General features: G+C 57.8%; 24 protein-coding genes and 1 pseudogene. 13 read left to right on the forward strand and 12 right to left on the reverse strand.

Annotated elements, in window-relative coordinates; translation table 11 throughout:
- Entirely contained in the window at window positions 1-465 is a 465-nt protein-coding gene (locus EAO39_RS09750; protein ID WP_120967210.1) for a MaoC family dehydratase, read from the forward strand.
- A 7-nt stretch (window positions 466-472) separates the two neighbouring features.
- Here EAO39_RS09750 and EAO39_RS09755 read toward each other — a convergent pair whose 3' ends face one another.
- Window positions 473-1,255, reverse strand: a complete 783-nt coding sequence (locus tag EAO39_RS09755; RefSeq protein WP_120967211.1) for an IclR family transcriptional regulator — start codon at window positions 1,253-1,255, stop codon at window positions 473-475.
- A gap of 17 nt (window positions 1,256-1,272) precedes the next feature.
- Window positions 1,273-2,040 carry an IclR family transcriptional regulator gene (locus EAO39_RS09760; RefSeq protein WP_240466939.1) on the reverse strand — a complete coding sequence of 256 codons (768 nt, stop codon included), beginning with the start codon at window positions 2,038-2,040 and terminating at the stop codon, window positions 1,273-1,275.
- A 188-nt stretch (window positions 2,041-2,228) separates the two neighbouring features.
- Here EAO39_RS09760 and EAO39_RS09765 point away from each other — a divergent pair, with 188 nt between their 5' ends.
- The 5 genes from EAO39_RS09765 (at window position 2,229) to EAO39_RS09785 (ending at window position 7,580) form a co-directional block, all read left to right on the forward strand.
- A complete protein-coding gene (locus EAO39_RS09765) occupies window positions 2,229-3,395 on the forward strand; it encodes an acyl-CoA dehydrogenase family protein (protein WP_120967213.1) in 1,167 nt (388 codons plus the stop codon).
- A 91-nt stretch (window positions 3,396-3,486) separates the two neighbouring features.
- A complete protein-coding gene (locus tag EAO39_RS09770; protein WP_120967214.1) occupies window positions 3,487-4,458 on the forward strand; it encodes a tripartite tricarboxylate transporter substrate binding protein in 972 nt (323 codons plus the stop codon).
- A gap of 39 nt (window positions 4,459-4,497) precedes the next feature.
- Window positions 4,498-5,661 (forward strand): acyl-CoA dehydrogenase family protein, encoded by a 1,164-nt coding sequence (locus EAO39_RS09775; protein ID WP_120970897.1) that lies wholly within the window; start codon window positions 4,498-4,500, stop codon window positions 5,659-5,661.
- A gap of 12 nt (window positions 5,662-5,673) precedes the next feature.
- Window positions 5,674-6,660: an oxidoreductase gene (locus tag EAO39_RS09780; protein WP_120967215.1), complete on the forward strand. Its 987-nt coding sequence runs from the start codon at window positions 5,674-5,676 to the stop codon at window positions 6,658-6,660.
- 311 nt (window positions 6,661-6,971) lie between these two features.
- Window positions 6,972-7,580, forward strand: a complete 609-nt coding sequence (locus tag EAO39_RS09785; protein WP_120967216.1) for a glutathione S-transferase — start codon at window positions 6,972-6,974, stop codon at window positions 7,578-7,580.
- A gap of 253 nt (window positions 7,581-7,833) precedes the next feature.
- Here the strand turns inward: EAO39_RS09785 and EAO39_RS09790 are convergent, their stop codons facing one another.
- Together EAO39_RS09790 and EAO39_RS09795 are read right to left on the reverse strand one after the other, a co-directional pair.
- Window positions 7,834-8,763 (reverse strand): IS5 family transposase, encoded by a 930-nt coding sequence (locus tag EAO39_RS09790; RefSeq protein ID WP_120967217.1) that lies wholly within the window; start codon window positions 8,761-8,763, stop codon window positions 7,834-7,836.
- 118 nt (window positions 8,764-8,881) lie between these two features.
- Window positions 8,882-9,658, reverse strand: a complete 777-nt coding sequence (locus EAO39_RS09795; RefSeq protein ID WP_120970899.1) for an arylamine N-acetyltransferase — start codon at window positions 9,656-9,658, stop codon at window positions 8,882-8,884.
- Between the two features lie 107 nt (window positions 9,659-9,765).
- On the opposite strand from EAO39_RS09795, the gene EAO39_RS22940 reads away from it, so the two are divergent.
- The gene (locus tag EAO39_RS22940; protein WP_240466940.1) at window positions 9,766-10,584 is read left to right on the forward strand and encodes a GntR family transcriptional regulator; all 819 of its coding nucleotides are present in this window, start codon (window positions 9,766-9,768) and stop codon (window positions 10,582-10,584) included.
- Window positions 10,575-11,234 carry a PLP-dependent aminotransferase family protein gene (locus EAO39_RS22945; protein ID WP_240466941.1) on the forward strand — a complete coding sequence of 220 codons (660 nt, stop codon included), beginning with the start codon at window positions 10,575-10,577 and terminating at the stop codon, window positions 11,232-11,234. The genes EAO39_RS22940 and EAO39_RS22945 overlap by 10 nt, the downstream gene beginning before the upstream one ends.
- Window positions 11,235-11,550: 316 nt before the next feature.
- Here the strand turns inward: EAO39_RS22945 and EAO39_RS09805 are convergent, their stop codons facing one another.
- From EAO39_RS09805 to EAO39_RS09835, 7 genes and pseudogenes are all read right to left on the reverse strand, one after another.
- Entirely contained in the window at window positions 11,551-13,977 is a 2,427-nt protein-coding gene (locus EAO39_RS09805) for a TonB-dependent siderophore receptor (protein WP_120967218.1), read from the reverse strand.
- Between the two features lie 144 nt (window positions 13,978-14,121).
- Window positions 14,122-15,165, reverse strand: coding sequence for a FecR domain-containing protein (locus EAO39_RS09810; protein ID WP_120967219.1), 1,044 nt, complete (start codon window positions 15,163-15,165; stop codon window positions 14,122-14,124).
- A gap of 88 nt (window positions 15,166-15,253) precedes the next feature.
- A complete protein-coding gene (locus EAO39_RS09815) occupies window positions 15,254-15,802 on the reverse strand; it encodes a sigma-70 family RNA polymerase sigma factor (protein ID WP_120967220.1) in 549 nt (182 codons plus the stop codon).
- A gap of 100 nt (window positions 15,803-15,902) precedes the next feature.
- The gene (locus EAO39_RS09820) at window positions 15,903-16,232 is read right to left on the reverse strand and encodes a DUF3325 domain-containing protein (protein ID WP_120967221.1); all 330 of its coding nucleotides are present in this window, start codon (window positions 16,230-16,232) and stop codon (window positions 15,903-15,905) included.
- A complete protein-coding gene (locus EAO39_RS09825) occupies window positions 16,225-17,901 on the reverse strand; it encodes a PepSY-associated TM helix domain-containing protein (RefSeq protein ID WP_120967222.1) in 1,677 nt (558 codons plus the stop codon). Before EAO39_RS09825 ends, EAO39_RS09820 begins: the two co-directional genes overlap by 8 nt.
- Before the next feature lie 17 nt (window positions 17,902-17,918).
- Window positions 17,919-18,224, reverse strand: a complete 306-nt coding sequence (locus EAO39_RS09830) for an iron uptake protein (RefSeq protein WP_240466942.1) — start codon at window positions 18,222-18,224, stop codon at window positions 17,919-17,921.
- A gap of 591 nt (window positions 18,225-18,815) precedes the next feature.
- Window positions 18,816-19,127, reverse strand: a pseudogene (locus tag EAO39_RS09835) (zinc-binding dehydrogenase); the annotation flags it as partial.
- A gap of 30 nt (window positions 19,128-19,157) precedes the next feature.
- Here EAO39_RS09835 and EAO39_RS09840 point away from each other — a divergent pair.
- The 3 genes from EAO39_RS09840 to EAO39_RS22950 all read left to right on the forward strand — a co-directional run bounded on the left by EAO39_RS09840 (window position 19,158) and on the right by EAO39_RS22950 (window position 21,031).
- The gene (locus EAO39_RS09840; protein ID WP_346427104.1) at window positions 19,158-19,463 is read left to right on the forward strand and encodes a LysR substrate-binding domain-containing protein; all 306 of its coding nucleotides are present in this window, start codon (window positions 19,158-19,160) and stop codon (window positions 19,461-19,463) included.
- A 276-nt stretch (window positions 19,464-19,739) separates the two neighbouring features.
- Complete coding sequence (gene hchA / locus EAO39_RS09845; RefSeq protein ID WP_120967223.1) at window positions 19,740-20,588, forward strand: glyoxalase III HchA; 849 nt, start codon at window positions 19,740-19,742, stop codon at window positions 20,586-20,588.
- A gap of 284 nt (window positions 20,589-20,872) precedes the next feature.
- On the forward strand, window positions 20,873-21,031 hold the full coding sequence (locus EAO39_RS22950) for a LuxR C-terminal-related transcriptional regulator (protein ID WP_240466944.1): 159 nt from the start codon (window positions 20,873-20,875) through the stop codon (window positions 21,029-21,031).
- Window positions 21,032-21,109: 78 nt separating this feature from the next.
- Here the strand turns inward: EAO39_RS22950 and EAO39_RS09855 are convergent, their stop codons facing one another.
- Window positions 21,110-22,033 (reverse strand): LysR family transcriptional regulator, encoded by a 924-nt coding sequence (locus EAO39_RS09855; RefSeq protein WP_120967224.1) that lies wholly within the window; start codon window positions 22,031-22,033, stop codon window positions 21,110-21,112.
- A 65-nt stretch (window positions 22,034-22,098) separates the two neighbouring features.
- Between EAO39_RS09855 and EAO39_RS09860 the strand changes: the two genes are divergently transcribed.
- Both EAO39_RS09860 and EAO39_RS09865 read left to right on the forward strand, forming a co-directional pair.
- Window positions 22,099-22,719 carry a LysE family transporter gene (locus tag EAO39_RS09860; RefSeq protein ID WP_120967225.1) on the forward strand — a complete coding sequence of 207 codons (621 nt, stop codon included), beginning with the start codon at window positions 22,099-22,101 and terminating at the stop codon, window positions 22,717-22,719.
- Window positions 22,720-23,194: 475 nt separating this feature from the next.
- Entirely contained in the window at window positions 23,195-25,567 is a 2,373-nt protein-coding gene (locus EAO39_RS09865; RefSeq protein ID WP_120967226.1) for a DNA polymerase II, read from the forward strand.
- The last annotated feature ends 92 nt before the right edge of the window (window positions 25,568-25,659 follow it).

Here is a 25,659-nt window from a genome sequence, read left to right on the forward strand (position 1 = left end):
ATGCCTCAACTAGAAATTTCCTCCCTGTCTGCACTTTCCGAATGGATTGATCAACCCGTTCCACCTTCGGACTGGCTGGCTATCACTCAGGAGCGTATCAATCAGTTCGCTCAGGCATCGGGCGATCATCAGTGGATTCATGTCGATACGGAGCGCGTATCGGCGTCGCCCTTCGGCGCCACGGTGGCTCATGGCTTCCTTACGCTGGCCTTGCTCAGTCGCTTCCTGAATGACACGGTGCAGATTCATGGTGTGCGCATGGGTGTCAACTGTGGTGTCAATCGCGTGCGATTCACGGCGCCGGTCAAGGCGGGCGCGCGCCTGCGTGCACATTTTAAGCTGGTGTCGCTGGAGCCCATCGATGGCGGCGTGCAACTGACGTGGTCGGCGAGTATTGAACAGGAGGGGCAGGAAAAGCCTTGTTGTGTTGCCGAATGGGTGCAGAGGCGATTTGGTGCCAGCTGAGCAGAGTTCATCGCAGCCCCAGCGCGACCTCCACACTTCGCACCAGCGTGACTAGTCGCAAGCCGATGCGCTGCGGAAGGTCTGGCGTTGTAGCCTGAGAGGAGGGGACAACGCAGTTAAACACCACGATCTCTGAGTTCACGGGCTTTGTCATCGGCACTGCGACTGCCAGTCGATCCCGGTCGATGTAGCCATGATTTGTGCAATAGCCGTATGTAGCGAAGTCATGCAGCGCCTGGGGCAGGTTGTGAGCGTGCTCGGCGAATAGCTTTGGATATTGAACCTTGATCTGATTGAGTGCCATTTCTCGCTCAGCGGGTTCAGCCCTGGCAAGCCAAGATCGGCCTATAGCGGTCGCAAGCATTGGCATGGAGGCACCAATATCGATTAGCGGCGCATTCCCGTCCTCTACGCGGCAGGTGTCCATGTAGACCATTTCCGCGCGGTCTCGAATACCTATGCCTACGGTGCCGTGCACTTCATTCGCCAAGTTGTTCATCAACGGCCGTGCAATTTGGCGCAAGGTCATGCTGGCCAGCAGAGGGTATCCCATAGACAAGACGAGGGCACCAAGCCGGTATTTGCTCAGCTGTGCGTCATGGCGCAGATAGCCCAACTGGAGCAGTGTGTAGGTCAGACGTGAAACCGTTGTCTTGTCTAGGCCCGTTCGGGCGACAAATTCTTTGTTTCCTAACAAGGGTTCGTCGGGTTTGAAGCATAAGAGGATTTCAAGCCCCTTCGCGAGGGTGCTAGCGAACTGCTTGTCTTGTGGGATGTTGTTGAGGCGCATACTGATGTTTACTGGTCTCAATGCGTGTCGTGCTGCTGCGCTAGATAGACCCGTTCCACGTTGCTGACCATTTCCAAAAGTCGTGGGGCGATATCTGTTTCTATCGAATGTTTTCCCAACAACACAGCCGGCACGCCGCAGTTGAAAACCAGTATTTCGCCATCGATGATCAACTGCATGGGCGCGGCAACGGCGTGAACATCCTGCTGCCAATCGCCAAGCGAGTAGCAAACGCCAAAAGCCGGGTGCTGGCGTAGTGACTCTTGCATGGTTCGGCCGTACTGCTTCCAAGCGTCGGGGTCTTCCGCTTGTATCTGCTCGAGAACCCGGTTGCGCTGCTCCTCATCGACGCCAGCTAGCCAGGCTCGCCCCATGGCGCTCGTTAGCAGGGGAAGAGATGCACCGATATCAGGACGAAAAGCAATCGCCTCATGGCCACGGCATGTTTCGATGTACACCATGTTGGTGCGATCACGCATGCCCAGCGACACCGAACCGTGCACGTGATCGGCCAGTGCCTTCATGAAAGGGCGCGCTACTTGTCGGATAGTTAGGCTTGCCAACAAGGGATAGCCTGCCGCGAGCGTCGTTGATCCAAGGCGGTAGCGTCGTTGCTCGGCGTCGTACTTAAGAAAGCCCAGTTCGCCCAAGGTATAGGTTAGCCGAGACACCGTGGCTTTGGATAGGCCGGTTCTTTCAACGAATTCGAGATTTCCAAGTGCAGGCTCGCCCACCCTGAAGCTCTTGAGAATCAGCAATCCGTTGGCCAGGCTGGTGGCGAACATTTGATGCCGCCCAGGGTACGTTGTCTTCATATGCGGAATGGTCTCTTCAGAACGGGAAATTTCACTGAGCTAACGATCAATGGGGGCTGATGTTTAATATAGCAAAATACTAGTGTCGATGAATTCTGTTCCTGCCTATATTCACATGAACCCGCGAAGTTGTTGCGGGATAGAGATCAGGAGCAGAAATGATTCGAGATGCCCAGGGCTTTGAGATTTTTCTCGAAAAGTTGCGGAATTTTGTGCGCACGCGCTTGGTGCCGCATGAGGCCAGTGTGGCAGATGCCGATGAAGTGCCGGCCGAGGTGGTGGCTGAGATGGCAGCTCAGGGCATGTTCGGCTATTCGATTCCGCAGGCATACGGCGGTGCCGGTATGACGACCGAGGAGCTCGTGCTGGCAGCCATCGAGATATCCCAATGCTCGGTGGCCTTTCGCGCGCGTGTTGGCACCAACACCGGGATTGGTTCAGAAGCACTGGTGATCGAAGGCTCCGAAGCGCAGAAACAGCGCTACCTACCCGACATGGCGAACGGCCGGCTGACCGGTTGCTTTGCTCTCACCGAGCCCGAAGCAGGTTCGGATGCGGCCGCGCTGAAGACGAGCGCCAGACGCGATGGCGACTCCTACATCCTCAATGGAACCAAGTGCTTCATCACGAACGCGCCGATCGCGGGACTGTTCACCGTGATGGCTCGCACCGACCCGGCCAATCCGGGTGCGGGCGGTGTCTCGGCTTTTTTGGTTGAACGCGACACACCGGGGCTGACCACGGGCAAGCCCTATCAGAAGATGGGGCAAGCGGGCTCGCCCGTATCGGAAGTGCATTTCGACAACTGCCGCGTGCCGGCAGCGAGCTTGATTGGTGGCGAAGAGGGGCGTGGTTTCAAAATTGCAATGAAGGTACTTAACAAGCAGCGCATTCACTTGGCAGCGCTGTGCATTGGTCCAGCTATCCGCATGCTGGAGGACGCAGTGCAGTACACCGCAACGCGCAAGCAGTTCGGCCAGCCCGTAGGCGCTTTTCAGCTGGTGCAAGCCTTGATAGCAGACTGTCAGACCGAGATTCACGCGGCTCGTGCACTGGTCCTTGATACAGCGCGCAAGCGTGACGCAGGGATCGACGTCACGATGGAGGCATCCATTTGCAAGTACTTTGCCTCCGAGATGTGCGGGCGCGTGGCCGACCGTTGTGTGCAGATGCTCGGCGGCTATGGCTTCATCGCGGACAACAGCACGGAGCGCTTCTATCGCGATGTGCGGCTGTTCAGGCTCTATGAAGGCACCAGCCAGATTCATCAAATCAACATTGCCAAGCGAACCTTCAGCCAGGCGGGGTACGACCTCAAGGGCTGAACTGCCAGCGACAGCGCATCGCTGTGGATAGCCATTCGATCGTTTAAGCGACAGGCCTATTCAGTAAGCCGTAGAAATTGGAGACAAAACAATGCAAAAACGTAAGTTGCTTGCTCTGTGCGTTCTGGCATCGCTGGCGATTTCGCCAGTCGTGGCGCAGCAGCCATATCCGAACAAGCCGATCAAACTCGTCGTCGGCTTTGCGCCAGGAGGCTCTGCAGATATCGCGGCTCGCCTTGCTGCTGAAAAACTGACCATGGAGCTGAAGCAGCCGGTCATCGTGGAAAACCGTCCTGGTGCTGGAGGAAATATCGGTGCTGAGATGGTCGCCCGAGCTGCTCCAGATGGCTACACGTTGCTCATGGCATCGACGTCACAGATCGTGATTAATCCGAGTCTGTACAAGAAAATGTCGTTCAGTCCGATCAAAGACTTAGTGCCCGTCATATTGGTGCAGAACGAGCACAACCTGATGGTGGTCACTCCCTCAGTTCCTGCGAAGACTCTCAAAGAGTTCATTGCTTATGTCAAGTCAGCCCCAACGGCAGTCACTTTTGCTTCGCCGGGCCAAGGGACTCCTGCACACTTGGCTGGTGAGCTCATGAATCAGGCCGCCGGCTTGAAGATGCTGCATGTTCCATATAAAGGCACAAGCGCTGCAGTGAGTGATCTCCTGGCAGGACATGTGACCATGGCGATCGATAACATGCCGGCCTTGCTGCCACAGGTCAAGGCTGGAAGACTTCGCGCGCTGGGCGTCGCGAGTGAGCATCGTGCAACTGCGGCGCCAGAAATCCCCACTATGGACGAGGCTGGTCTGGCTGGCTATGTTGTTCCGGCCTGGAAGGGGGTGATGGCCCCGTCGGGAACGCCCCGGCCAATCATTGACAAGCTGAATACTGCAATGAACAAGATGCTCGCGATGCCAGACGTACGGCAACGAATGATCGATTTAGGGGCGGAGCCTGCCGGCGGTACGCCGGAGAAGTTTGGCGAACTTATCAAGGTCGATACATCGAAATGGGCGGCAGTGGTGAAATCCATAGGCACTTCCTTAGATTGATCCAGGCCTTCAGAGGAAGCTACCGTGCAGACAAGCAATATCTTTGGCCACAGCGAGCGACTGATAGAAATCAGAAAGCGCGTGCGCCACTTTGTAGACCACGAAGCGATACCGAGAGAGTGCCCAGAATTAGCCCATGATGTTCCGGCCTTGGATCGCGTGGCAGGAGAGTTACGCAAGAAGGCCATGGCTGCGGGTATCTACGCGCCGCAATTGCCGACTCAACTGGGTGGCCTCGGCCTGTCGTGGCGAGACCGTGCCGTTGTGCTTGAAGAGTCGGGCCGAAGCTTTCTTGGGCCGATCGCCATGAACTGTGCTTCACCCGATCAGCCCAACATGATCAATTTGATGGAGCACGGATCACGCCAGCAGCGCAGCAACTACCTGGAGCCACTGATCCGTGGAGATGTTCGCTCTTGCTTTGCAATGACGGAGCCGTCTCCAGGTGCGGGCTCCGATCCTTCGATGCTGCAAACCACTGCGCGGCGCCGACCGGGGGGCTGGGTGATTGACGGCCGAAAGTGGTTCATCAGCGGTGCGGTCGATGCGGCGTTCGCCATTGTGTTGGCGCAAACTTCGGAGGGGGCTACTACCTTTATCGTGGATGCGGACAACCCTGGATATCGCGTCGTTAGAAATATTTCGAGCATCGACGGCTTTCAGATCGGAGGGCATGGCGAGATCGAGCTCAATGCTTGCGAAGTGGCTGACGACGCCGTGCTGGGAGAAGTGGGGCAAGGATTCATCTATGCGCAGAGGCGATTGGAGCCGGCACGTCTTTCGCACTGTATGCGCTTCATTGGGCGCGCATCGCGCGCTATGGAAATAGCGCAGGAGTATGTAAAGACCCGCTTTTCCTTTGGCAAGCCCCTGGCAGACCTGCAGCAAATTCAGGCCATGGTGGCCGACTCGCACATTGATCTACACGCCAGCAGGCTGATGACCTGGCATGCGGCGGCCAAGATGGACTTAGGGGAATCGGTCAAGCATGAGTCGGCCATGGCCAAGGTGTTCGTGTCCGAGGCCGTGGGTCGGGTGGCGGATCGCGCCGCACAGATGATGGGCGCATTGGGCATGTCTGAGGACACGCCGGTTTCTTTGATCCTGCGCGAGCTTCGTCCATTTCGGATCTATGACGGCGCATCGGAGCTGCACCGCGCCACCCTGGCGCGGCGAATTCTTAAATCCAATCTTCAACCTTGATCGAACACCGCAATGCACAAATTCAAATCCTTTCGACTGTTGGCCGGCGAGGGTGCACCGATTCGCCAGTTTGCCGAGTTGTCTGTTGACGATCTCAGCCCGGGCAACGTCGTCATTCAGGTCGCCTTCTCCAGCATCAACTACAAGGATGCGCTCGCATCCAAGGGTCTGAACGGCATCATCCGCGCCTGGCCCCGCATCGGGGGGATCGACCTGGCTGGCACCGTGCTGGAGTCTGCTGATGGGCGCTTCCAGAGTGGTGACGAGGTTGTGGTGCATGGCTTCGGCATTGGAGTGGAGCACGATGGGGGGCATGCGCAGGTCGCCAGGGTGCCTGGTGACTGGGTGTTGCCCATTCCCAAAGGGCTAAGCCTCTTCGATGCGGCAGTCCTAGGTGCCGCCGGCTTCACCGCAGCCTATTCGCTGCACCTGATGGAACTCAACGGACTTGAGCCCGATCGGGGGCCGGTACTGGTCGACGGCGCCACAGGTGGCGTTGCTAGTGTGGCGATCGACATGCTGGCCCAGCGCGGCTACCAGGTGACAGCCATGAGTGGAAAAGCAGATGAAATACCGTATCTGAAGAGCCTAGGGGCAAGCATTGTCATCGGACGTCTTGCACCGCAAGACAAGCCCAAGCCACTGGAGAAGGCCCAGTGGGCGGGTGCTGTGGACTCCGTGGGTGGAGCGACTCTGGCTTGGCTGACCCGCACCATGCTGCCCGGTGGGGTGATTGCCTCCTTTGGAAATGCGGGCGGCGCCGAGCTGGAGACTACGGTGCTGCCCTTCATATTGCGGGGTATTCGCTTGCTGGGCGTCAATGCCAATGCTTCCATGCCGGTGCGACAGATTGTCTGGAACAAGATTGCCAATGAGTACCGGCCAAAAAACCTGGCGCAAATCGCCCGCGTTATCGGACTGGATGAGCTGCCGAGCTACTTGGATCGTACGCTGGCGGGGCAGATCCGCGGGCGTACTTTGATTGATATGAGTAAGTAGCAGATACCTCCCACTACAAGAGCCAAGACTCTCGACCACAAAGTGGCCGTAATCACCGTGCGGGGCATGGGATCGGTCGTGCCGTTGCCTACGCATAAGTTGGTGTGGTAGTGGTGTCCAGTGCCCGCAAGGAGGTTCGTTGTTGCATAAGTCCATTTGTCAAGGAGGTCAACAAGCTGCCCGAATAGTGAATTTATGCACAGTCGACCAACGACGAGTCGGCTTCCAACCTCTGGTTAATTTTGGTCGGCTCGGATGCTCAAAATTGAATCAGCGCTGACAGCCCATGAATGATGAAAATGTGAACGATCGTGAAAATATACTTCTCCCCCTTCTCGCCCTACGTCCGCAAGTGCCTGGTAACTGCCCATGAGTTGGGCTTTAACGACCGCATACAACTACTGCCGTCAAATGCCAACCCGGTTCAGCGCGACCAGCAGATCATTGCTAAGAACCCGCTAGGCAAGGTGCCTACCTTTATCACCGATAGCGGCGCCGTGTTGTACGACAGCCGAGTCATCTGCGAGTATCTCAACGAGGTGGGCAATGGTCGGCTCTTTCCCCGTAGTGGCGACGCACGCTGGGCGACACTAACGCTGCAGGCCCTGGGCGACGGCATGCTTGACGGCGCCCTCATCGCACGCTATGAAGACGTGGCCCGCCCCGAGGCATTGCGTTGGTCCGACTGGCGCAATGCGCAGCTGGACAAGGCTGAGACCTCGATAGGCCATCTGTCGAGCAATCCTGACCTCATTGCACCGGATCGTGTGGATATAGGAACGATCACGGTGGCCTGCGCTCTGTGGTACCTGGATCTACGCTTCGACGACTTTAACTGGCGCGCCCGTCATCCCGCTGTTGCGAGCTGGTACACGGAATTCTCAAGGCGACCCTCGTTGCAGACCACTTGGTCTCTATGACCGAGGGGGTGACGAGACCGGATTACCTGCGGTAGCGCTGGCACAAGTGGTCGGCATGGCCGCTTCGGAGTGGCGCTCGGCTGGATGGGTGAACGATGTCGGGTCGCTTGTCCAGATCATGAAAGCTAAAAGCAATGCTGAACCTCCACCGCACTACGGTCACTCGGATCAGCGGAGGGAGGGTGGTCACGCCAAGTGGGGCGCTGTTGCATAACTCCAACTTGAGGCGAACCACCCCAAACCCCAGCCGTGGCTATGCCACGGCTGCCGTCTGAGGACGGCCCAGTTCTGTAAATCGATTCAATATCGCTGCACGGATATGCAGCTCATTCACTTGGCGTTCAAAGGTTCTGGACATGACCCTTTCGCCTAGTCGTTTAATACAGTTCATCTTGGTTTCCACCAGGCTTTGCCGGTGATAACCACTCCACACTCTCCATATCCTTCGAGCCAAACGTCTGCATGCAACGAGCGCCGCATTGCGACACGCGAACGCATCGCCTTTGCGTATCCGGGCGTTCTTTCTCGGAGGAATGATGGGGACGGCACCCCGCTGAATCACCGCCTCATACACGGGCGGTGTGTCATACGCTCCATCGCCCGTCAGGCTCTCAAGCGCTTCATCCTCCGGTAACTGCTGCAGCAAGTCAGGCAACACCGCAGCATCGCTGACATTGTTGGACGTCACGCAGATGGCCCTGATCTGCAATGTCTGGGCATCAATGCCAATGTGCAGCTTGCGCCACTGGCGGCGACGCTCAGGCCCATGCTTTTTGCACTTCCACTCGCCTTCGCCCAGGAACTTGATTCCTGTCGAATCCACCAGCAGGTGCAACCCGCCTTGGCTGCGTGTGTACGGCACCTGAACGTTCAGCCCTAATTGGCGTCTGCACAAAGTACTGAAGTCAGGGGCAGGCCAAGCAAGCCCCGACAATTGCAGCACGGACTGCACCAGTCCCGTGCTCTGCCGTAGGGCCAAGCCAAACAGATTCTTGAGCGTCAAGCAAAACTGGATGGCAGCATCCGAGAACTTCGGGCTACGCCCGCGTTTGCCGCTTGCTGCGGCAAACCAAGACATCTTCTTATCCAACCAAATCGTCAGGGAGCCACGAGCCTTTAGGGACGAGTTGTACTGCTTCCAATTGGTGGTGCGATAACGTTTCTTGGGTGTGGGCTGGCTCATACACCGAGCCTACAGAGCACAGGCTCGGTGTTTATGCAACAACGCCGCTAAAGTCGCAAACACAATACCGGCTCAATAAAAACTGAATCGCACCGGTGATCTTACGGCTGGCGCGAGCCTACATCTCGATGACTGGGGTCAGCCTGAACTGGTGGAGCAGCACCTCGCTTAGCTCTGTCGGGCTCAGCTGCTTTTTCTCGATACGGCTGTCTGTGATCGTCTTGAGCATGTCGCCCAGCAAAATGCTACGGCCACTGCTGTGGTGTTGCACAACTACCAGTTTTTGCACAAAGATCGCATCCGGATGCGTGGAATTGAGATAGTTGGCGGGAACGAAATCGATCCACTCCTGAGGTGACAGGTCGAAACTGTACTGATTGGCCCACTCGCCATCTACTCGGGCTTTGAGCAGGTACTCACCGCGCTCGTCACGGGTGAGCTGAAAGGTGTCGCTGTCCTGCGCAATATTCACGTCCACCATTTCCAGATCCATCGGAGCACGGATGCCGTAGCTGCCGAAGCCCAGGTCGCACAGCCAGTGTCGACCTTCGACCTCGGCAATCACGGCCATGTGGGTTCGAGGCCTGCGGGCCGGGTAGAACATGGGACGCGCCGCGACAAATTGGTAGGGAATGCCCAGAGCTTGCAACGCCATGGCGAACAGACCGTTTACCTCGTAACAGTAGCCTCCCCGGCCTTGCCGGAGAATTTTTTCGGCGATCTCTTCAGGCGCCAGCGAGACGACTTTGCCTGCTTGAACATCCAGATTTTCAAAGGGAACCGTAAATAGCTGTTGCCGCATCAGCGCGAGCAAGGTGGCGGTGTCAGCGATGGCATGACCTGTGTAGCCAATGCGTTGCAAGTAGGTGGGTAGATCGAAATTGCTGGCATGCATGAAAAAGTCCTTCGCAAGATTGCAGCCAGAAAGATAGAACATGGCTTGAATTATCTGTATAAGCAGAATGAGTAAAAATTTACCTATACAGATTGAGTGACACGTCTATGCAGAACTCGGTGCCTATAGCCAGGCCTTCATCTCCGCACTATCTGCGAATTGCCGAGACGTTGCGCCAGACACTGGCCTCGGGCGCATTACGTCCCGGCGACCGCCTGATCTCTGCGCGCAAGCTGGCTCAGCGGGAACAGGTTAGCCTACCCACGGCACTGGAGGCGCTGCGTTGTCTTGAGGCAAAGGGGCTGATCGTTGCTCGACCACGTTCGGGCTACTTCGTGCCTCAAGCGAACAGCGGCGACTTGAGCCTGTCATTTCGAACGCATTCCCGGTCGTCATCGCGCCCTTTGCCGGTGACTATGGCGGGCTTGGCGCGCTCCTTGTTCAGCAGTGCTGACATGCAGTTGATACCGCTGGGCGCTGCGCTGCCTGATCCCGCTTGGTTGCCGGCCTCCACATTGCAGCGCGCATTGCAGACGGCGGGACGTCGCTTGCAAGGGCACGGCCAGACCTACAGCATGCCGCCGGGGCGAGCGGAGCTGCGCGCCCAGATTGCGGCACGGGCGGCTCAATGGGGTGGACAGTTTGGCCCGGACGATGTCATTGTGACCGCTGGCGCCACACAAGCCGTGCGACTGGCGCTGCGTGCTGTCTGCAAGCCTGGCGATGTGGTTGCGATTGAGCGCCCGGCTTATTTCGGCACATTGTTGGTGCTGGAAGACTTAGGCCTGAAGGCACTAGAGATCGCTACTGATCCGCACCTTGGCATGTTGCCAGATGCTGTGGCAACGGCCCTGGCAAAGCACAAACTCAAAGCGGTACTGGCTTCACCCACTGTACAGACCCACTGGGGGCCTGTATGCCGGTAGAGCGCAAGCGTGCACTGGTGGCCTTGCTGGAGCAGGCTGGCGTACCCTTGATTGAGGATGACGTGTATGGCGATCTCGCAGGTGACACCCTGCGCCCGCCTGCCTGCACAGCCTTCGATATCAGTGGCAACGTGCTGTATTGCAGCTCCGTTTCTAAAACATTGGCACCGGGCTGGCGCATTGGCTGGATTGCGCCAGGGCGTTTTCAAGAACAAGTGCTAAAAGCGCGTCTGGCCGCAGACTGGGCTGGTGTGCCTCTGCTGGAAGCTGCCTTGAGCGAGGTATTAGGCAGTGGCGACTACGACAGGCACTTGCGGCGCTTGAAACCCCGCATGCAAGCCGCAGTACAGGCCATCATGGCGCGTGTGGAATCCAGCTTTCCCGCAGGCACCAGAGTGTCAACGCCCAGCCAAGGCTTTTTACTGTGGGTGCAGTTGCCTCCGCAGATCAATGCAATCGAGGTGTACCGACATGCGTTGGCGCTGGGCATAGGCGTCAGCCCCGGGCAGCTGTTTACACCGCAGGCCGATCTTCCCAACTACCTGCGCCTGAATTGCGCCAACGATACAACTCCTCGGCTGTTGGGGGCGGTGGGCCAGATTGGAGAGATATGTTGTGAGCTGATGAGGCAGGCTGGAAGCACCGATTGAGTCAGTGGCGTCTTCCTATATTTGATAGGAACTCGAGTTTGGAACCCAACGCAATCGGCAGCTTCTAGCGGGAGAGCATTGGCCCTAGACAACCCTTTGTGGCCGTTTCATTCTCAGTTGTTAATGCCTTCTATTCGGTGGAAGTCGTCACACATTGCGTCGGCGATGACTCATATTTTTCCGAAAGCAAGCGTGAACGGTATGACGCCTAGCTCGCTGCGCAAGCGGCACCCGGTATACGAATCGGAGGGGAAACGTCGTTGAAAAATGGCCGCAGAAGTTGCTAAATTCCTTGGCCCAGGTACCTCGTGAGTCGTTAAAGGCGAGGGGTGTATTTCAAGGTGAGCATGATGTTGCGCGGATCGCCGTAGTTGGCGCCTGTGTACCCGGTGTAGCCGGGAACAATGTAGCGTTTATCAAAGATGTTGTTTAGGTTCATCGCTACGTTGACCTCGGGCGTGACTTGATACGCGATTCGCATGTTCCAGGTTGTGAAGCCGGGAATGTCGAATGAGCGGTCATAGCCGAGCGTATGGCTTTGCGTGGCGAAGCCGGCGCTTGTGGTGAGGCGGCTCAAGTCGCCAGGCAGGCGGTAAGATGCCCAGACGCGCAGCATGTGCTTGGGGGTCCAAGTGCTGAAGACTTTGCCCTGGTTATCGGGGTCGCGCAAGAATTTGGTGGTATTTAAGGTGTAGCCCGCCACCAATTGCAGATTGCGCAGCACTTCACCGCTCACCTCGGCTTCAAGGCCTTGGCTACGAACCTTGCCGGACGCAGTGGAGCAGAACCAGCCGTCGCAGGCATAACCGGATGCGATATCGTTGACGCCGCGGTTCTTGTGGTCGTAGCGGAACACAGCGAGCGAGGTGTTGACGCGCTTGTCCATCAGTTCGCCTTTGATGCCCAGCTCGTAGTTCGATCCGATGATGGGGTCAAGCACCTTGCCTGCGGCCGTGCGTGCCGATTGGGGTTCGAACACGCTGGTGTAGCTGCCGTAGGCCGACCACTGGGGAGTCAGCGCGTAGACCAAACCGGCGTACGGGATGATTTCGCCCGATGCGTGCATGACTTCGCGAGTGTCGAACAGCGATCCTTTGTATAGGAGGTCATACCAGCTGGCGCGGGCACCCACGATGGCAGTCAGCGGCTCGGTGAGTTGAGCACGCCAACTGGCATAGACGCCCTTTTGCTGCACATCGTAGGAGGAGTAGGCTTTGCGGCCGCCGGCCGCTAGCAGACTGTCCACGGTTGGCTTGGGGCGGTTGTGATTGATGTCGAAGAGGTTGCCGCCCGAGGTGAAGTTGCGTGCATACATGTCGTCGGATTTGTACTTGGAGTAATCCGCGCCCAGCGTCACTTCATGGCGCAGCCCCATGGCATCGAAGCGGCCGTTCACAAACGCATCGAGCCCGACCTTGTTGGAGTCGAAGTGGGTGATCCAGTCCGCGTAGGTCATTCCGCTGCCGTCCGCGGCCACGGTGCCGTGCATGCGTTGGTGCGTGGAGTTGTTCGTCTCGCTCATGTGCAAGGCCGAAACCTTGAGCTTCCAGTCCGCATTGAAACGGTGATTCAGATCGGCGTAAACCGTAGTCTGCTTGAGGTTGTCGCGGTTCCACAAGGCACCCGTGAACGTGGAGCGGGGCAGTCCCACATCGCTGCCGTCAGCGCGCAGAGGCACGCCGTAGATGAAGGGCCGTCCCTTGCTGTCCAGCTGACTCACTGCTAGGCCAACTGTCGTATCCGGGCTGATGTCATAGTCCAGCGCGGCATACAGTGATCGAGCACGCTCGTTCACATAGTCGACAAAGGAACGGCTACGGGCCTCGTCCACGACTACTCGACCGCGCAGCGTACCTTCCGCGTTGAGCGGGCCTCCAGCATCCAGTTGAACGCCGTAGCGATCCCATGAACCGGCACGCGTGGTCAGTGTCACGGTCTTCTCGCTTTGGCCGCGCTTGCGAACGAGGTTGACAGCGCCGCCGGGGCTGCCAGTGCCTTGCATCAGGCCCGATGCGCCGCGCAGGACTTCCAGTCGGTCATAAAAGGCCATGCCTTCTGCAGCCCAGTTTCCGAGCGAGTACATGTTACGGGGAATCGCCACGCCGTCGTATTGCCAGTTGTCGATCTGAAAGCCGCGTGCGGCTAAAACCATACCCTGTCCGACACCTGTAACGCCAACGGTGCCGGTGGCGATGTTGGCGGCCTGTTTGAGGTCCGTGATACCTTGTTCGTCGAGCTGCTTGCGCGTGACCACACTGATGGATTGCGGGATGTCTTTGAGCGCCTGATCGCCCTTATTGATGCTGACGGCACGCGTAGCGAAAGAGTCAGTGCCCTCGGTGGTGGCTCCGCGCTCTTCTTGGGCCGACACGGTCACCGTCGGCATGGTGGCAGTGTCCGTGCTTTGTGACAGGCGTTGCACAACGACAGATTTTCCCTCCACTTCTGCATGCAGGCCGCTACCCGCGAGTAAGCGATTCAGCGCTTCCCGCACGGTGAATCGACCTTGAACTGCGGGCGCGCTTCGGCCTTCGACCAAGGCTGGCTGCACCATCAATTCCAGGTGCGCCTGGCGTGCGAGAACCACCAGAGCTTGCGCCAGCGGCTGAGCCGTGATCTGGATTTCAACCGGCGCGGTCAGCGCGGCGGGCGCGCTGACCGGTTGCGCCTGAGCACCTGAGGTCACCAAAAGCAGAGTAACAGCCGCTGCTAGCGGCGCAAGATTGAATCGGAAATGGGACATGCAGACATTCTCCAAAATAAACGAAACAAGAATCGTTCTCAGGAGGACGCATGGCAATGCAAAAACCCAACCCGTAAGCAAATTTTTTTAGCGTGTCGCGATGACCAATTCCGCAACAATGCCGTGATTGCTCCCAAGGCATGCTCAGTGGCGCGCAACGATTTCCGTCAGATCCCCGTTTACCTTCAAACGAACGGGAAGCACCTTGGGCAGGGCATAGCGGAAATGGGCCAATTTTTGTGGGTCAAAGGTGCCCGACAGGCGCAGTGCACCCACCGTCGTGTCGCGCACCACCATGTGCGTGGGTGCGTAGCGTTCGAACTCTGCCAAAGCCTCGGAGAGAGGCACGTTCTCCAGGGTGATCCGGCCGTCGCGCCAGGGGGCGATTCCGGCAGTCGCAATCGCTCCCACGGGGCCCGCATGGCCATCGGCACCAGCAATCACCTGCTGACCAGACGTCAGCAGCACGGCAGCAGACTCGGGCGCGCTGCCGCACGGACTCACGCGCACCTTGCCTTCCTCTACGGCGACTTGCACGGGGTTTCCTGCGGTGTTACGCACAGAAAAGCGCGTGCCCACCACCGTTACCTTGATGTTGCCAGCCACCACGTCGAATGGCCGGGCGGCATCTTTCTGCACCTCGAACATGGCCTGTCCTTGAGGCAACTTCACCTCACGGCGCTGGCGGTACAAGCTGACTTCGACGCGTGTTGCAGTATCAAGCTTCAGGCGGCTGCCATCGGGCAACTGCACGCTCAGTTGCTGTCCGCGCTCGGTTTGGTATATGTGCGCAAACAAGGGTTGCTGCTGCCAGTGGTCCCAGGCCATATAGCCACTGCCGATCACCAGCGCCATGACTACGGCGGACAGTGCCGCTTGCGGGATCAGCGCTGACCAGCGTGATGATTTGCGCTCCGAGGCGCGGCTTTTTTTTGCTGAGTCCGCCTGGTCCTTCTTCAACTGGAGGCGCAAGCGTTCAACGCCCGATTGCGGTAGGGCATCGAGCTGTCGCCAATCGGCCTGCCAGCGGCTGAATGCGGTTTCATGATCCGGGTGCCCGGCCAGCCAGTTGCGAAAGGCCGCGTCTGAATAGGCCGCATCGGGTGCATCGCTGTAGCGCGCAAACCATTCCAGGGCCTCGGCATCAAGGTCGCTGTTTGGCGATTGGGCAATGGTGCGATCAGTCATGCGGATGCGAAAAGCCAGAGGCGATATGAAGGTAGACGCACGAGTCTGACAAAACCCAACGTTGGAAAAGAAAAGAAAGCGCAAATTCTCATTTGCCGCTCCTGAGCTGAGCTGCAGGAGGGCGGAAGTCTGTGCCGCCCTGCATTCGCTCCTGGCAGGCTCGACAGGCCTGAATTCCCAGTTTGATATGGCGTTCCACCATGGTCACGGAAATACCCATCTGCCGGGCCACTTCGGACTGAGACAACCCGTCGAACTTGTGCAAGATGAACGCCTCGCGGCAGCGCAGAGGTAGCTCGCCGATAGCAGTCAACAGTGCATCTACCGTTTGAGAAGACATCGCGGCCACCTCTGGTTCGAGGGCTTCAGGGCCAGAAGCCAGATCAGCTGCGTCGATGGAGGGGTCGCCTTCCGCCGCCGCATATGCGCCGCGCACTTCGCTGCGGCGGTACTGATCGATCACCAGGTTGCGAGCGGTACGGTAGAGCAGTGCGCGTGGCTCGGTGATGGTCTCGCCGGACTGCTGCACGGCCAGCACTCGAGCATAGCTTTCCTGCGCCAGGTCTGCGGCCGTATCGCGATCTCTGACAGCTCCCTGCAGAAACCTCAACAACTCTCGGTAATAGTGTGCGAGCACAGGAAGATCAGGGATGGATGTCGGCGTCTTCGTAGCGTATCAGGCCTTTCCGACCGGCCGCCACGTCGGGGCAAGTATACGATGCAAATGATATTCAATATCATTTAAGGTGCAGTGAGGGCTGAATTGGCCGCGTCAAGACTTTCAGCCACTTGGGTCGCCATGTGAGCGTGAACGCGATGGTGAGCGCTGAGGCGGCCAGCCCCATCACCCAAACCAGCATGGCCATCGACGCGTGATCAGCTGCAAGGCAAAAGCCCAGACTGGATATGAGCAGCAGCGCTCCGAGAATGCGCAGACGTACGGTGGTCGGAGGCGAGATCGGCTCGCTTCGCACCTGCTGCCAATGAGTATCCATGGCCAGTGAAAGCCAGCCCATGCCGATCAAGCTGGTGATCAGCGCTGCCCCGAGAAAAATGGCTTCACGCATGGCTGGTCTTGATGTGGGGGGCGGAACGTGTCGCTGCGGTGCGCTGGTTCAGCTTGCGCGCTGATACCCACGCCAGCCAGGCACCCGAGAGCAGGAATAGATCAACGCCTGCGACGGGCCAATAGGTGTCGCTCCAAACGGTTTTGAGGAGGTGATCACCCGTTGTGAACCAGTTCAGCAGCACGGCCAGTACGGCGAGAGCCGCAATCGCCCTGCATTGCTCGCGCCACGCGGGATTCATCAGTCCCTTAGCAACGGGTGCACTGCGCATAAACGCGTGAGCCATTGCCAGGCCCCATCCTGTCCAGAACAGGTACTGCTCCAGATCGCTGCGAGCGGGCCAGCTTGCCGGCAGCATTTGCGGCAGCAAGCGGTTGGCGATCAAGATGACGAGGGTTGCAATCACCATGCCGGTGACCGTGGTGACAGCCAGCGCATCCACAACCCGGGCCCCTTGATGTCCTGTTCTGGCATGCTGCTTCTTGCGCTTCTCCACAAAGAAAATAAAGCCGGTGGCTATGCACACACAGCCCATCAGCCCGCCCAGCACATACATCCAGCGCAGCAGCCAGTGGCGGAAGTGCTGCAGGTGCAGACCTGTCAAAAACGTGTTGATGCTGTCCACTACGGTGCGAGGCGGATCTTCGCGAAGCACCTCCCCGGTACTGGCCTTGAAGTGGATGCCGTCGCCCACCAGCGCGATGCGATCGGTGCCTGCGCGGAAGACGCTGACGTAGCCATTGGCATCGCCCACGTGGTTGAGTGAGAGCAGGCCCACTTCACCTGCCATGCCTTTGTCGGCCCAGCGGTGGCGCGCTTCGTTCATCATGTTATCGACCGATGCCAGCGGAGCTGCAATGCCCGCGCGATCATGTGGCAGGCCAGTCTCCCGTGCCTCGATTTTTTCGTGCAATTCGTGCAGTGGTTCAAGTTGCGTATGTGTGACGGGAAAGTAGATGCCAGCAAAAATCACCAAGCCTGTGAATGCGAAGAAGAAGTGAAACGGGAGCGCGAGAACGCCGGTCATGTTGTGCAGATCAAGTGTGCTGCGTTGCGTCGCTTTTTCCGGCCGAAAGGTAAAGAACTCGCGGAAGATCTTGCGATGCATGACAACGCCGCTGACCAATGCAGCAAGCATCGCCAGCGCAGCAAATCCGACGATCCAATAGCCGACACTTTTCCATTGCAGGTTCAGGCTGTAGTGCAATGGATAGAAAAAGCGGCTGCCGATTTTGAGCTGGTCGTCTGACAGCGCAATTCCGCTGCGCGGATCGATGGTGCGATTGCCCCAGACGCCTTCTTCCGGATCTTTAGCGTTGGACACTTCGTAGCCTGAAAAAAGACTGAGCACCGGGTCGCGGTGCGTGGTGTATGCAGCCCAGCTTTTGACTGTGTCAAAGCGCTCCGGCATGGGGCCGTTGACACGATCCCGCATGAAATCAAGGCTTGCCTTGCTCGGTTGCATCTGTTCGAAAGCGGGGCGCAGCACTTTCTCAAATGAGGGCATGGGCTGTGGTTCAAAGCGCGATGAAGGAATCGCCCAGCGATCGATCTCGCGGTCAAAAACCGACAGTGATCCAAAGAAGAAACAGGCCATCAAAACAAAGCCAAGCGTGAGTCCGAACCACGTGTGCAGCCATGCCATGGAGAGACGGAAATTCTGGAACATTGGCGTCGTCTCTTTCCTCAGATCAGGTGGCGCTGAAGCAGCGAAGCTGCAATCGCCATCGCAGCGCCACCGCCCAGCAGAACGGCCCACACACGACCAAGACTGCGGGCCGAGAAGGACCACAGAAATGCACACAGATAGACCACAAGCCCCAAAATGGCGCTCAGGTGTTCGGCATCATGAAAGGCCATGCCCAGCGCAAACAACCCGGCGGTTGCCCCAGCGATAAAGCCCCAGGTGAAACCGTAGCCCGCAAAAATGGCGGCGCAGATTCGCAGCGCGATCAGCATGCGTGGGCCTGGATAGCTGGTGAGTGTGTCCATTTTCAGGTGCATGCTTTCTTGGTTGTACTGCCGTTCAGAAGTCGTGCATAGCCATCGCTCGCTTCTGCTTTGGAGAGTTTGTGCGTCAATAAAAAGTAATGAGAATAATTCGTATTATATTATTTAAGTCAATTTGCTCTGCATTCGTGTCGCATCAGAGATGGATTCAAGCGTTGATATCTGGACTGAGCCTAGGCCGGTAGACATCCCCGGTCTGGTTAGCAAACAAGGGAGGGCTGTAAGCAAGGCGAGGCACAACTTACCGCCACGAGCAGACAAGTTCATCGATCTGTCGTGCGGAAGAAAATGATGCGCTCTCTGCCATTGGTAAGCATCTGCTATCGCTCTGCTGGCAAAGCGGCAGCTCCATAAAGTTTGTCCGCTCTTGGCTGGTGGCAGCTGTCGCTTGAGCTCGGTCTGTCTATGCCCGCTGTAGCTGCGTTTGCTGCCCGCCACAGATTGCGTACTAAATGGCATTTGGGGCCCAGGAGCAGCAGCCTTGGCCGCAAGATGTTGTTCACCTCCAACGGCTGGAACATACGCCAACTCGCGGCTGGCCTGACTTTGGAATTCACTTCAATGTTCAGTGCATCAGGGCAGCAACAGAATCTTGCCAATACTGGTCCCGTACTCCATGTGTCGATGCGCTTGCGCAGCGTCTGCCAACGAGAAGGTGCTGTCAATCACGGGTCGGATCGCTCCAGCTTCCAATGCAGAAAGCCATCGCTCGGCAAAGCGCCGGACCATCGCCTGCTTGACTTCGGGGGAGCGTGACTTCATCACGGTTCCGAAGATCTGCAGATGGCGGTATAGCACCACGTCCATAGGCAATGAAGAGCCTTGGGAGCCACCCAGCAGGCCCACCATCACCATGCGTCCGCCGATGGCCAGCGATCGCACATTGTCGAAGACGAGCTGCGAGGCCACCACCTGGTGGCATATGGCCCATATCTGGAGCAGAGTCCATTCCTGACCATGGCCGGAGTTCCGGCACGTCAGGCCAGGATTGCCATGTCGGTCCGTTCCAGCCTTCTTGTACGCAAGGCGGTTGCTGCAGGCATCGGGATTGGGGAAATGCCGTTGTGGATGGGGGAACGAGAAGGGCTTGTGCGTATCTGGCCGCAACGCCAACGCCCGAACGAATACGAGGTCTGGCAGGTCATGCATCCCGATCTGCAGCGCACGGCTAGGGTTCGAGCTGTGGCAGAGTTCCTATCTGCGGCTTTCGACGTTCAGTAAGTTTGAGAATCAAAAAATGACGAACGTCGCCTTTGAGGCTGGGGTACCAATTCGCCAGAGTCACAGGCGTGGCGCGAAGATTCGAGGAGGCTTCAGGTGGGGTAGGAGAGTCGGACGTGACAAGTGCGGCATTTGATGACCATACGATTCTGCCCACTGTTTGACAAGTGCGCGCCGCGGACTTTATCGAAACCGTATTGACGGAAATCCCTCATTGCCACAGGCTTCTTGCCGCCGCATCGTTGTGCATTCCGCAAACTACCTCGGAGGTACCCAATGGCTGAACAAACGACTCCAGACAAGCAACCGCAACCCGATCCGGCCGAACTCAATGCGTTCTTCCCCTCCCGCTACTCGCTCAGCCAGTTCACGTCGCCCAAGTCCGATCTGAGCGATGCCGACTACGCGAAAGCCTACCAAGGCAGCAAGAAGATCCTGATGATCGGTGCGGATGAGCGCTACCTGCTCACCGACAACGGCAGCTTCTTCTCCACCGGCAACCACCCGGTCGAGACACTGCTGCCCATGTACCACCTTGACAAGGCCGGCTTCGCGTTCGACGTGGCGACGCTGTCGGGAAATCCCGTCAAGTTCGAGTTCTGGGCGATGCCATCCGAAGACGAGACGGTCAAGGGCTTCTTCAACAAGTACCATTCACAGTTCAAAGAGCCGCTGCGCCTGTCGACGGTGATTGAACAAGGCCTGGGCCAGTACGCCGCTATCTTCGTCCCCGGCGGACATGGCGCGCTGATCGGCATACCGGACAGCCGCGACGTGGGCTCGGTGCTGAAATGGGCGGCGGCCAACAACCGGTTTGTCATCTCCCTGTGCCACGGCCCTGCGGCCTTCCTCGCGGTTGGCGACAGCGACATCTACCAAGGCTACAAGATTTGTGCCTTCCCCGACGCGCTCGATGCGCAGACCCCCGAGATCGGCTACATGCCGGGCCACCTGACCTGGAAGTTCGGCGAAAGGCTCAAGACCCTGGGTTTTGAGATCGTCAACGAAGGCATCTCGGGTGCCGTGCACCGGGACCGCCAACTCATCACCGGCGATAGCCCGCTGGCTGGCAATGCGCTTGGCAAGCTCGCGGCAGAAACCTTGCTCAAGGAAGTAAAGGCCTGACATGACCACCGCAATCGCGCGGGCGGCACTCCACGGAGCAGGGGGCCTGCAGCCTCGCCGCGACCCAGGACGCGGTGCACGCGGTCAGCGCGCTGCAAGGCCAGGGATCCCACCGTCTGCAAGTGTTGTTTTTGGCCTCTTGGGGAGGGAAGGCTCCATGAGCCTGGGCGGCGAGCGCATCGATGCCTCGCGCAGGTACGGCTGGCGCTGGGTCTGATCGCTCAGGCCGCTTGAACTGCCCTCGGAAGACGAGTTAGGTACCCTTTCCCGATCGCGCGCGTGAGGTGCTCGCGTGGGCGGCCGGCGGCAGGTGGAGTGCGGCACTTGGCCTGTCCGAACGCACTGTGGAAAACCACCTGCTCCGCATCCGCAAGCGCTTGGGCGCCGCCACGACGGCTCAGGCGATCAGCGTTGCGATCCGCAACGGGGAGATCGTCGCTTGAAGAGACTCACCAGGGGAACGACTTGGGCAAGATTGTCCTGATCTGTGTGTCCGCCTTGGCATTTCCGGGTAAGTTGTGCTACGCCATCTGCCTCAGCCATTCAAGCAAAGAGGCCTGTGGGCTGTCAGCACGCAATGAACTTGGCGAAAACAGGCAGTAACGCGAACCGTCTTCAACAAAGCCCAAGGGCGCAGCTAGCAAGCCGTTGTCGAGATCGCCGCGAACCAAGTGCCAGGGACCGACGGCAACCCCCAGGCCTGCGACAGCCGCCTGTAAGCTGAAGTAGAAATGCTCGAAGGTTTGTCCAGCTCCGTTGGCCAAGGTTTGGCCTGTAGCAGTTGCCCAGTCCTGCCATGCGCCTGGCCGCGTACGTGTGTGCAGCAAAGGCGCGTCGGGACTTAGCGTTATGCGCCTCTCCTTCGTGGTGCTCCAAGCCGTTACCTTGCCAGGGCTGCAGACCGGCCCGACTTTTTCAGCAAACAGGGGCTCCGTGTGATAGTTCGCCGGCCAAGGGAAGTCATCCCGGCGTATGGCAAGGTCAATGCCATTGGCAAACGAAAACGGACCACCACCGGCAACGAGATGGACCTCGATTCCGGGGTAGCGTGATTGAAAATCCGGCCAACGTGGAATGAGCCAGCGCATCAGCAGCGTGGGCTCGCAAGACAGCACCAAGCGCCTTTTCTGGCGTGCATTGACGCGCAGCTCGCCAACAGCTTGCCGCATGAGACTGAAGCCACCATTGACAGCTTGTGCGAGGGTACGCCCAGCGTCAGTCAGATACACCCGTCGGCTGCGCCGTTCAAATAGAGCAATGCCTAGGTCATCTTCCAGCAGGCGCACAGCACGGCTGACGGCACCATGCGTCAAATGCAACTCATCTGCAGCACGACTGAAATTCTCATGATGTGCCGCAGCTTCGAAACAGCGCAGCGCCAGCAGAGAAGGCAGGCGCATATCCGTTGATTGTGAATTTGACTCACCATTCATGTCATAAAACATCGTTATTCATACGGATCTGGAATCAATAGTATTAGCCTTATTCCAAATCTGAAACTATATTCTCAATGACTGAATTGTTAGCTGTAATCACTATCACCTTGCTCGCCGTGATCAGTCCGGGGCCAGATTTTGCGATGGTTAGCCGTAATAGTTTGCTGATTTCCAGACGTTCCGGTGCGCTGACCGCCTTGGGAATCGGGTTGGGTGTACTGGTCCATGTCACTTACACCTTGGTGGGGGTCGGCCTGCTGATCCAGCAGTCTCTGTGGCTGTTCGATGCCATAAAGCTATTTGGCGCTGCCTATCTGATCTACCTTGGCTTGAAAATGCTCAGGACCAAGCCAGCCGGCGATCTGGTCGATACAAGGACCGCACCACCGATGTCAGACCTTGCCGCACTGCGCATCGGATTTTTAACAAACGCATTGAATCCGAAGACCACGGTGTTCATCGTGAGCCTTTTTATGCAGGTAGTGCGGGCAGACACGCCGCTTCCCGTACAAATTGGCTATGGGATTTTCATTTCTACGGCACACATGGCCTGGTTTGCACTGGTCGCATTCTGCTTTTCAAGTGGCGTTGTACGTGATCGTTTGCTCGCCATGCGCCACTGGATTGACCGAGCCTTCGGAGGACTCTTGGTCGTGTTCGGGATCATGTTAGGGGTTAGTAGCGGAGCGCGGTGAGCACACTGTTCATTGAGGTGCATCAATATTGCATTCGTGATGCGCTGTGACCGGCTGCTATAGATCGGCAGCACCATTCGATGCGTGCAAAAGTGGGTATCGAGCTCTTACTGGGCCTATCAATGAGCTTGGTAACGGTAGTGAAAGTTCAGGCCCAGGCGCTTCGCAATATCAGCTTTGGGCATCAGCAGTCATTGACCAGCTAGAAATTTATGACGGTTCTCCGTCTGGCGCTGAATTAACTGAGGTCTCCGTTCTTTGCAGCATGATCTTGAAATCACGGCTTGGCCTACATGCAGTCACTGAGACAGCAGCCTTGGAAAGGGTAATGACGACCGGTGAGTCGTCATTCAACAGCGAGCTTGCGTAAAAGCACGTCATTCTTCCCGCTTGCTCTGCACGCATACGTTGCCACATCCAAGAATTGCGACCCAAGTCTGTCAAACTTTCGCTTTGCTTTGCTTTCTCAACTTTCGTGTCATTCAACAAACGCCAAGGATTCATCCTTACCCGCAATTGGCGAGACACGCCGGCGGGCACCGAGCTCGAGTATTGGCTGGCGACAGATTCCGGGCCTCTGAAGGTACTCCTGACTGCCCAGACTTCAGTGGCTTTCGTCGAGACCAGGCACAAGGCTACGGTACAGGCGCATCTTCTGGCCATGTCAGATGTGCAGTTGCGTGAACTGGAGCTGAGAAGCTTTCAGCAAGAACCGGTTTTTGGCGTCTACGCCAAGCATTTTCGCCAGTTGGGGCGGCTTGCTCGCTCCTTGCAACCGCTAGGCGTATCGTTTCTGGAGGCTGACGTTCGCCCCCACGAGCGCTACTTGATGGAACGCTTCATCACCGCAGGCGTGAGGCTGGAAGGCGGGCGAATCGAGAGCTCAACGCTTGTGGATTGCAAGCTCTTGCCTGCGCCCGATTTCAGACCGCCGCTGAAGGTGGTGTCATTAGACATCGAGACCAGCCAGCACCAGGATCTCTACTCCATTGCGCTGGACGGCATGGCAGAGCGCGTGGTGTTCATGCTGGGTGAGCCTCCTCCCGTGCCCATACAACCACCCGGGTTTGAGCTGATTTATTGCATGACCCGCAAAGCCATGATTGAGCAGCTCAGCGAATGGTTTGTACGCAATGATCCGGACGTGATCATTGGCTGGAACGTCATTCAGTTCGACCTGCGCGTGCTGCAAAAAACAGCCGATGACTGCGCGACTCCTTTGCTCCTGGGTCGGGAGCTAAAGCCCATCGCATGGCGAACCCATCCTGGCAAGCAAGGTTATCTATTCGCCCCCATGCCTGGCCGGGTGGTCATCGACGGCATTGAAGCGCTCAGAGCGGCCATCTGGAACTTCCCCTCATTCAGCCTCGAGAACGTCGCACAGGAGCTCCTGGGCGAAGGCAAGGATATCGGGGACGATTACGACAAGATGGCGGAGATCGAGCGGCGCTACCAAGAAGACAAGCCCGCGCTCGCCGTCTACAACATCCGGGACTGCGAGCTGGTTCTGCGCATTTTCGAAAAAGCGAAACTGTTGCAGTTTGCGATGGAACGCGCCCACACCACGGGCCTGCAGATCGACCGCTTCGGGGGCTCCATCGCGGCGTTCAGCCACCACTATCTGCCGCGCATGCACCGCATGGGCTATGTGGCACCCAACGTGGGCGATGTTCAAGGGAAGTCCTCTCCTGGCGGCTACGTGATGGACTCCAAGCCTGGCTTTTACGACTCCGTGGTGGTCCTGGACTATAAGAGCCTCTATCCCTCGATCATCCGCACCTTTCTTGTGGACCCTGTGGGATTGGCCGAGGGCCAGCATGCCAGCAATCCTGAGCGGCTCATCAAGGGGCCAAGGGGCACGCTCTTTTCGCGTGAGAAACATTGCCTGCCGGAGATCGTCACCACTCTTTGGCGTGCTCGTGACGAGGCCAAGCGAGCGCGGAACGAGCCACTGTCACAGGCTCTCAAACTAGTGATGAATTCGTTTGCCGGGGTGCTGGGCGCATCCGAGTGCCGGTTCTTCAATCCGGATTTGATTTCAGCCATCACCTTGCGTGGTCACGAGATGGTGAAGGTTACCCGGGACTTCGTGGAGAAGCGCGGATACGAAGCCATCTACGGGGACACAGACTCCATTTTCATCTGGCTCAAGCGTACCCACACCAACGAAGAGGCTCATGCTGTTGCTGCAGAACTGGTCAAGGACATCAACGCCTGGTGGACACAAACCTTGCGGGGCGAGCAGGACCTGGAGAGCTTTCTCGAAATCGAGTTCGATACGCATTACAAGAAATTCTTCATGCCCACCATCCGAGGCTCGGACGTTGGCAGCAAAAAGCGATATGCGGGACTCAGCATCGACGCTGAGGGCAAAGAGACGATGGTCTACCGTGGCCTGGAAATGGCACGCAGCGACTGGACGCCTCTGGCGCGGCAGTTCCAGGAGGGCTTGCTCTCGCGCGTCTTCCAAGGCGCTCCATATCGAGACTTCGTGATCGAGTACGCGCGCTCCACGCTGGCAGGTAAGAAAGATGATCTGCTCATCTACCGCAAGCGCCTGCGGCATCGGTTGGATGCTTACGTGGCGAACGTCCCTCCTCAGGTTCGTGCGGCGCGCATTGCCGATGAGTACAACGTACGCACGGAACGGCCCCCGCAGTACCAGAATGGCGGCTGGATCCAGTACGTCATGACCCACAATGGACCGGAGCCGCTGGAGATTCGCCGCTCACACATCGACTATGAGCACTACCTGACGAAGCAGATTCGGCCCATTGCCGACTCGATCCTGGTGCCCCTGGGGGATGATTTCGCCACTCTGACCTCCTCTCAGCAGGAACTGTTTTAGCAATCCAAGGGAGAGGAAGAAAGCATGGCTTTCAGCGAATTTGAGGAGAAACGTCTTGCTAAGGTAATTGGCAGCTTCATTGAAAGCTTCAG

It is taken from the genome of Comamonas sp. lk (genome assembly GCF_900564145.1).
In the GTDB taxonomy this organism is placed as follows: domain Bacteria; phylum Pseudomonadota; class Gammaproteobacteria; order Burkholderiales; family Burkholderiaceae_C; genus Comamonas.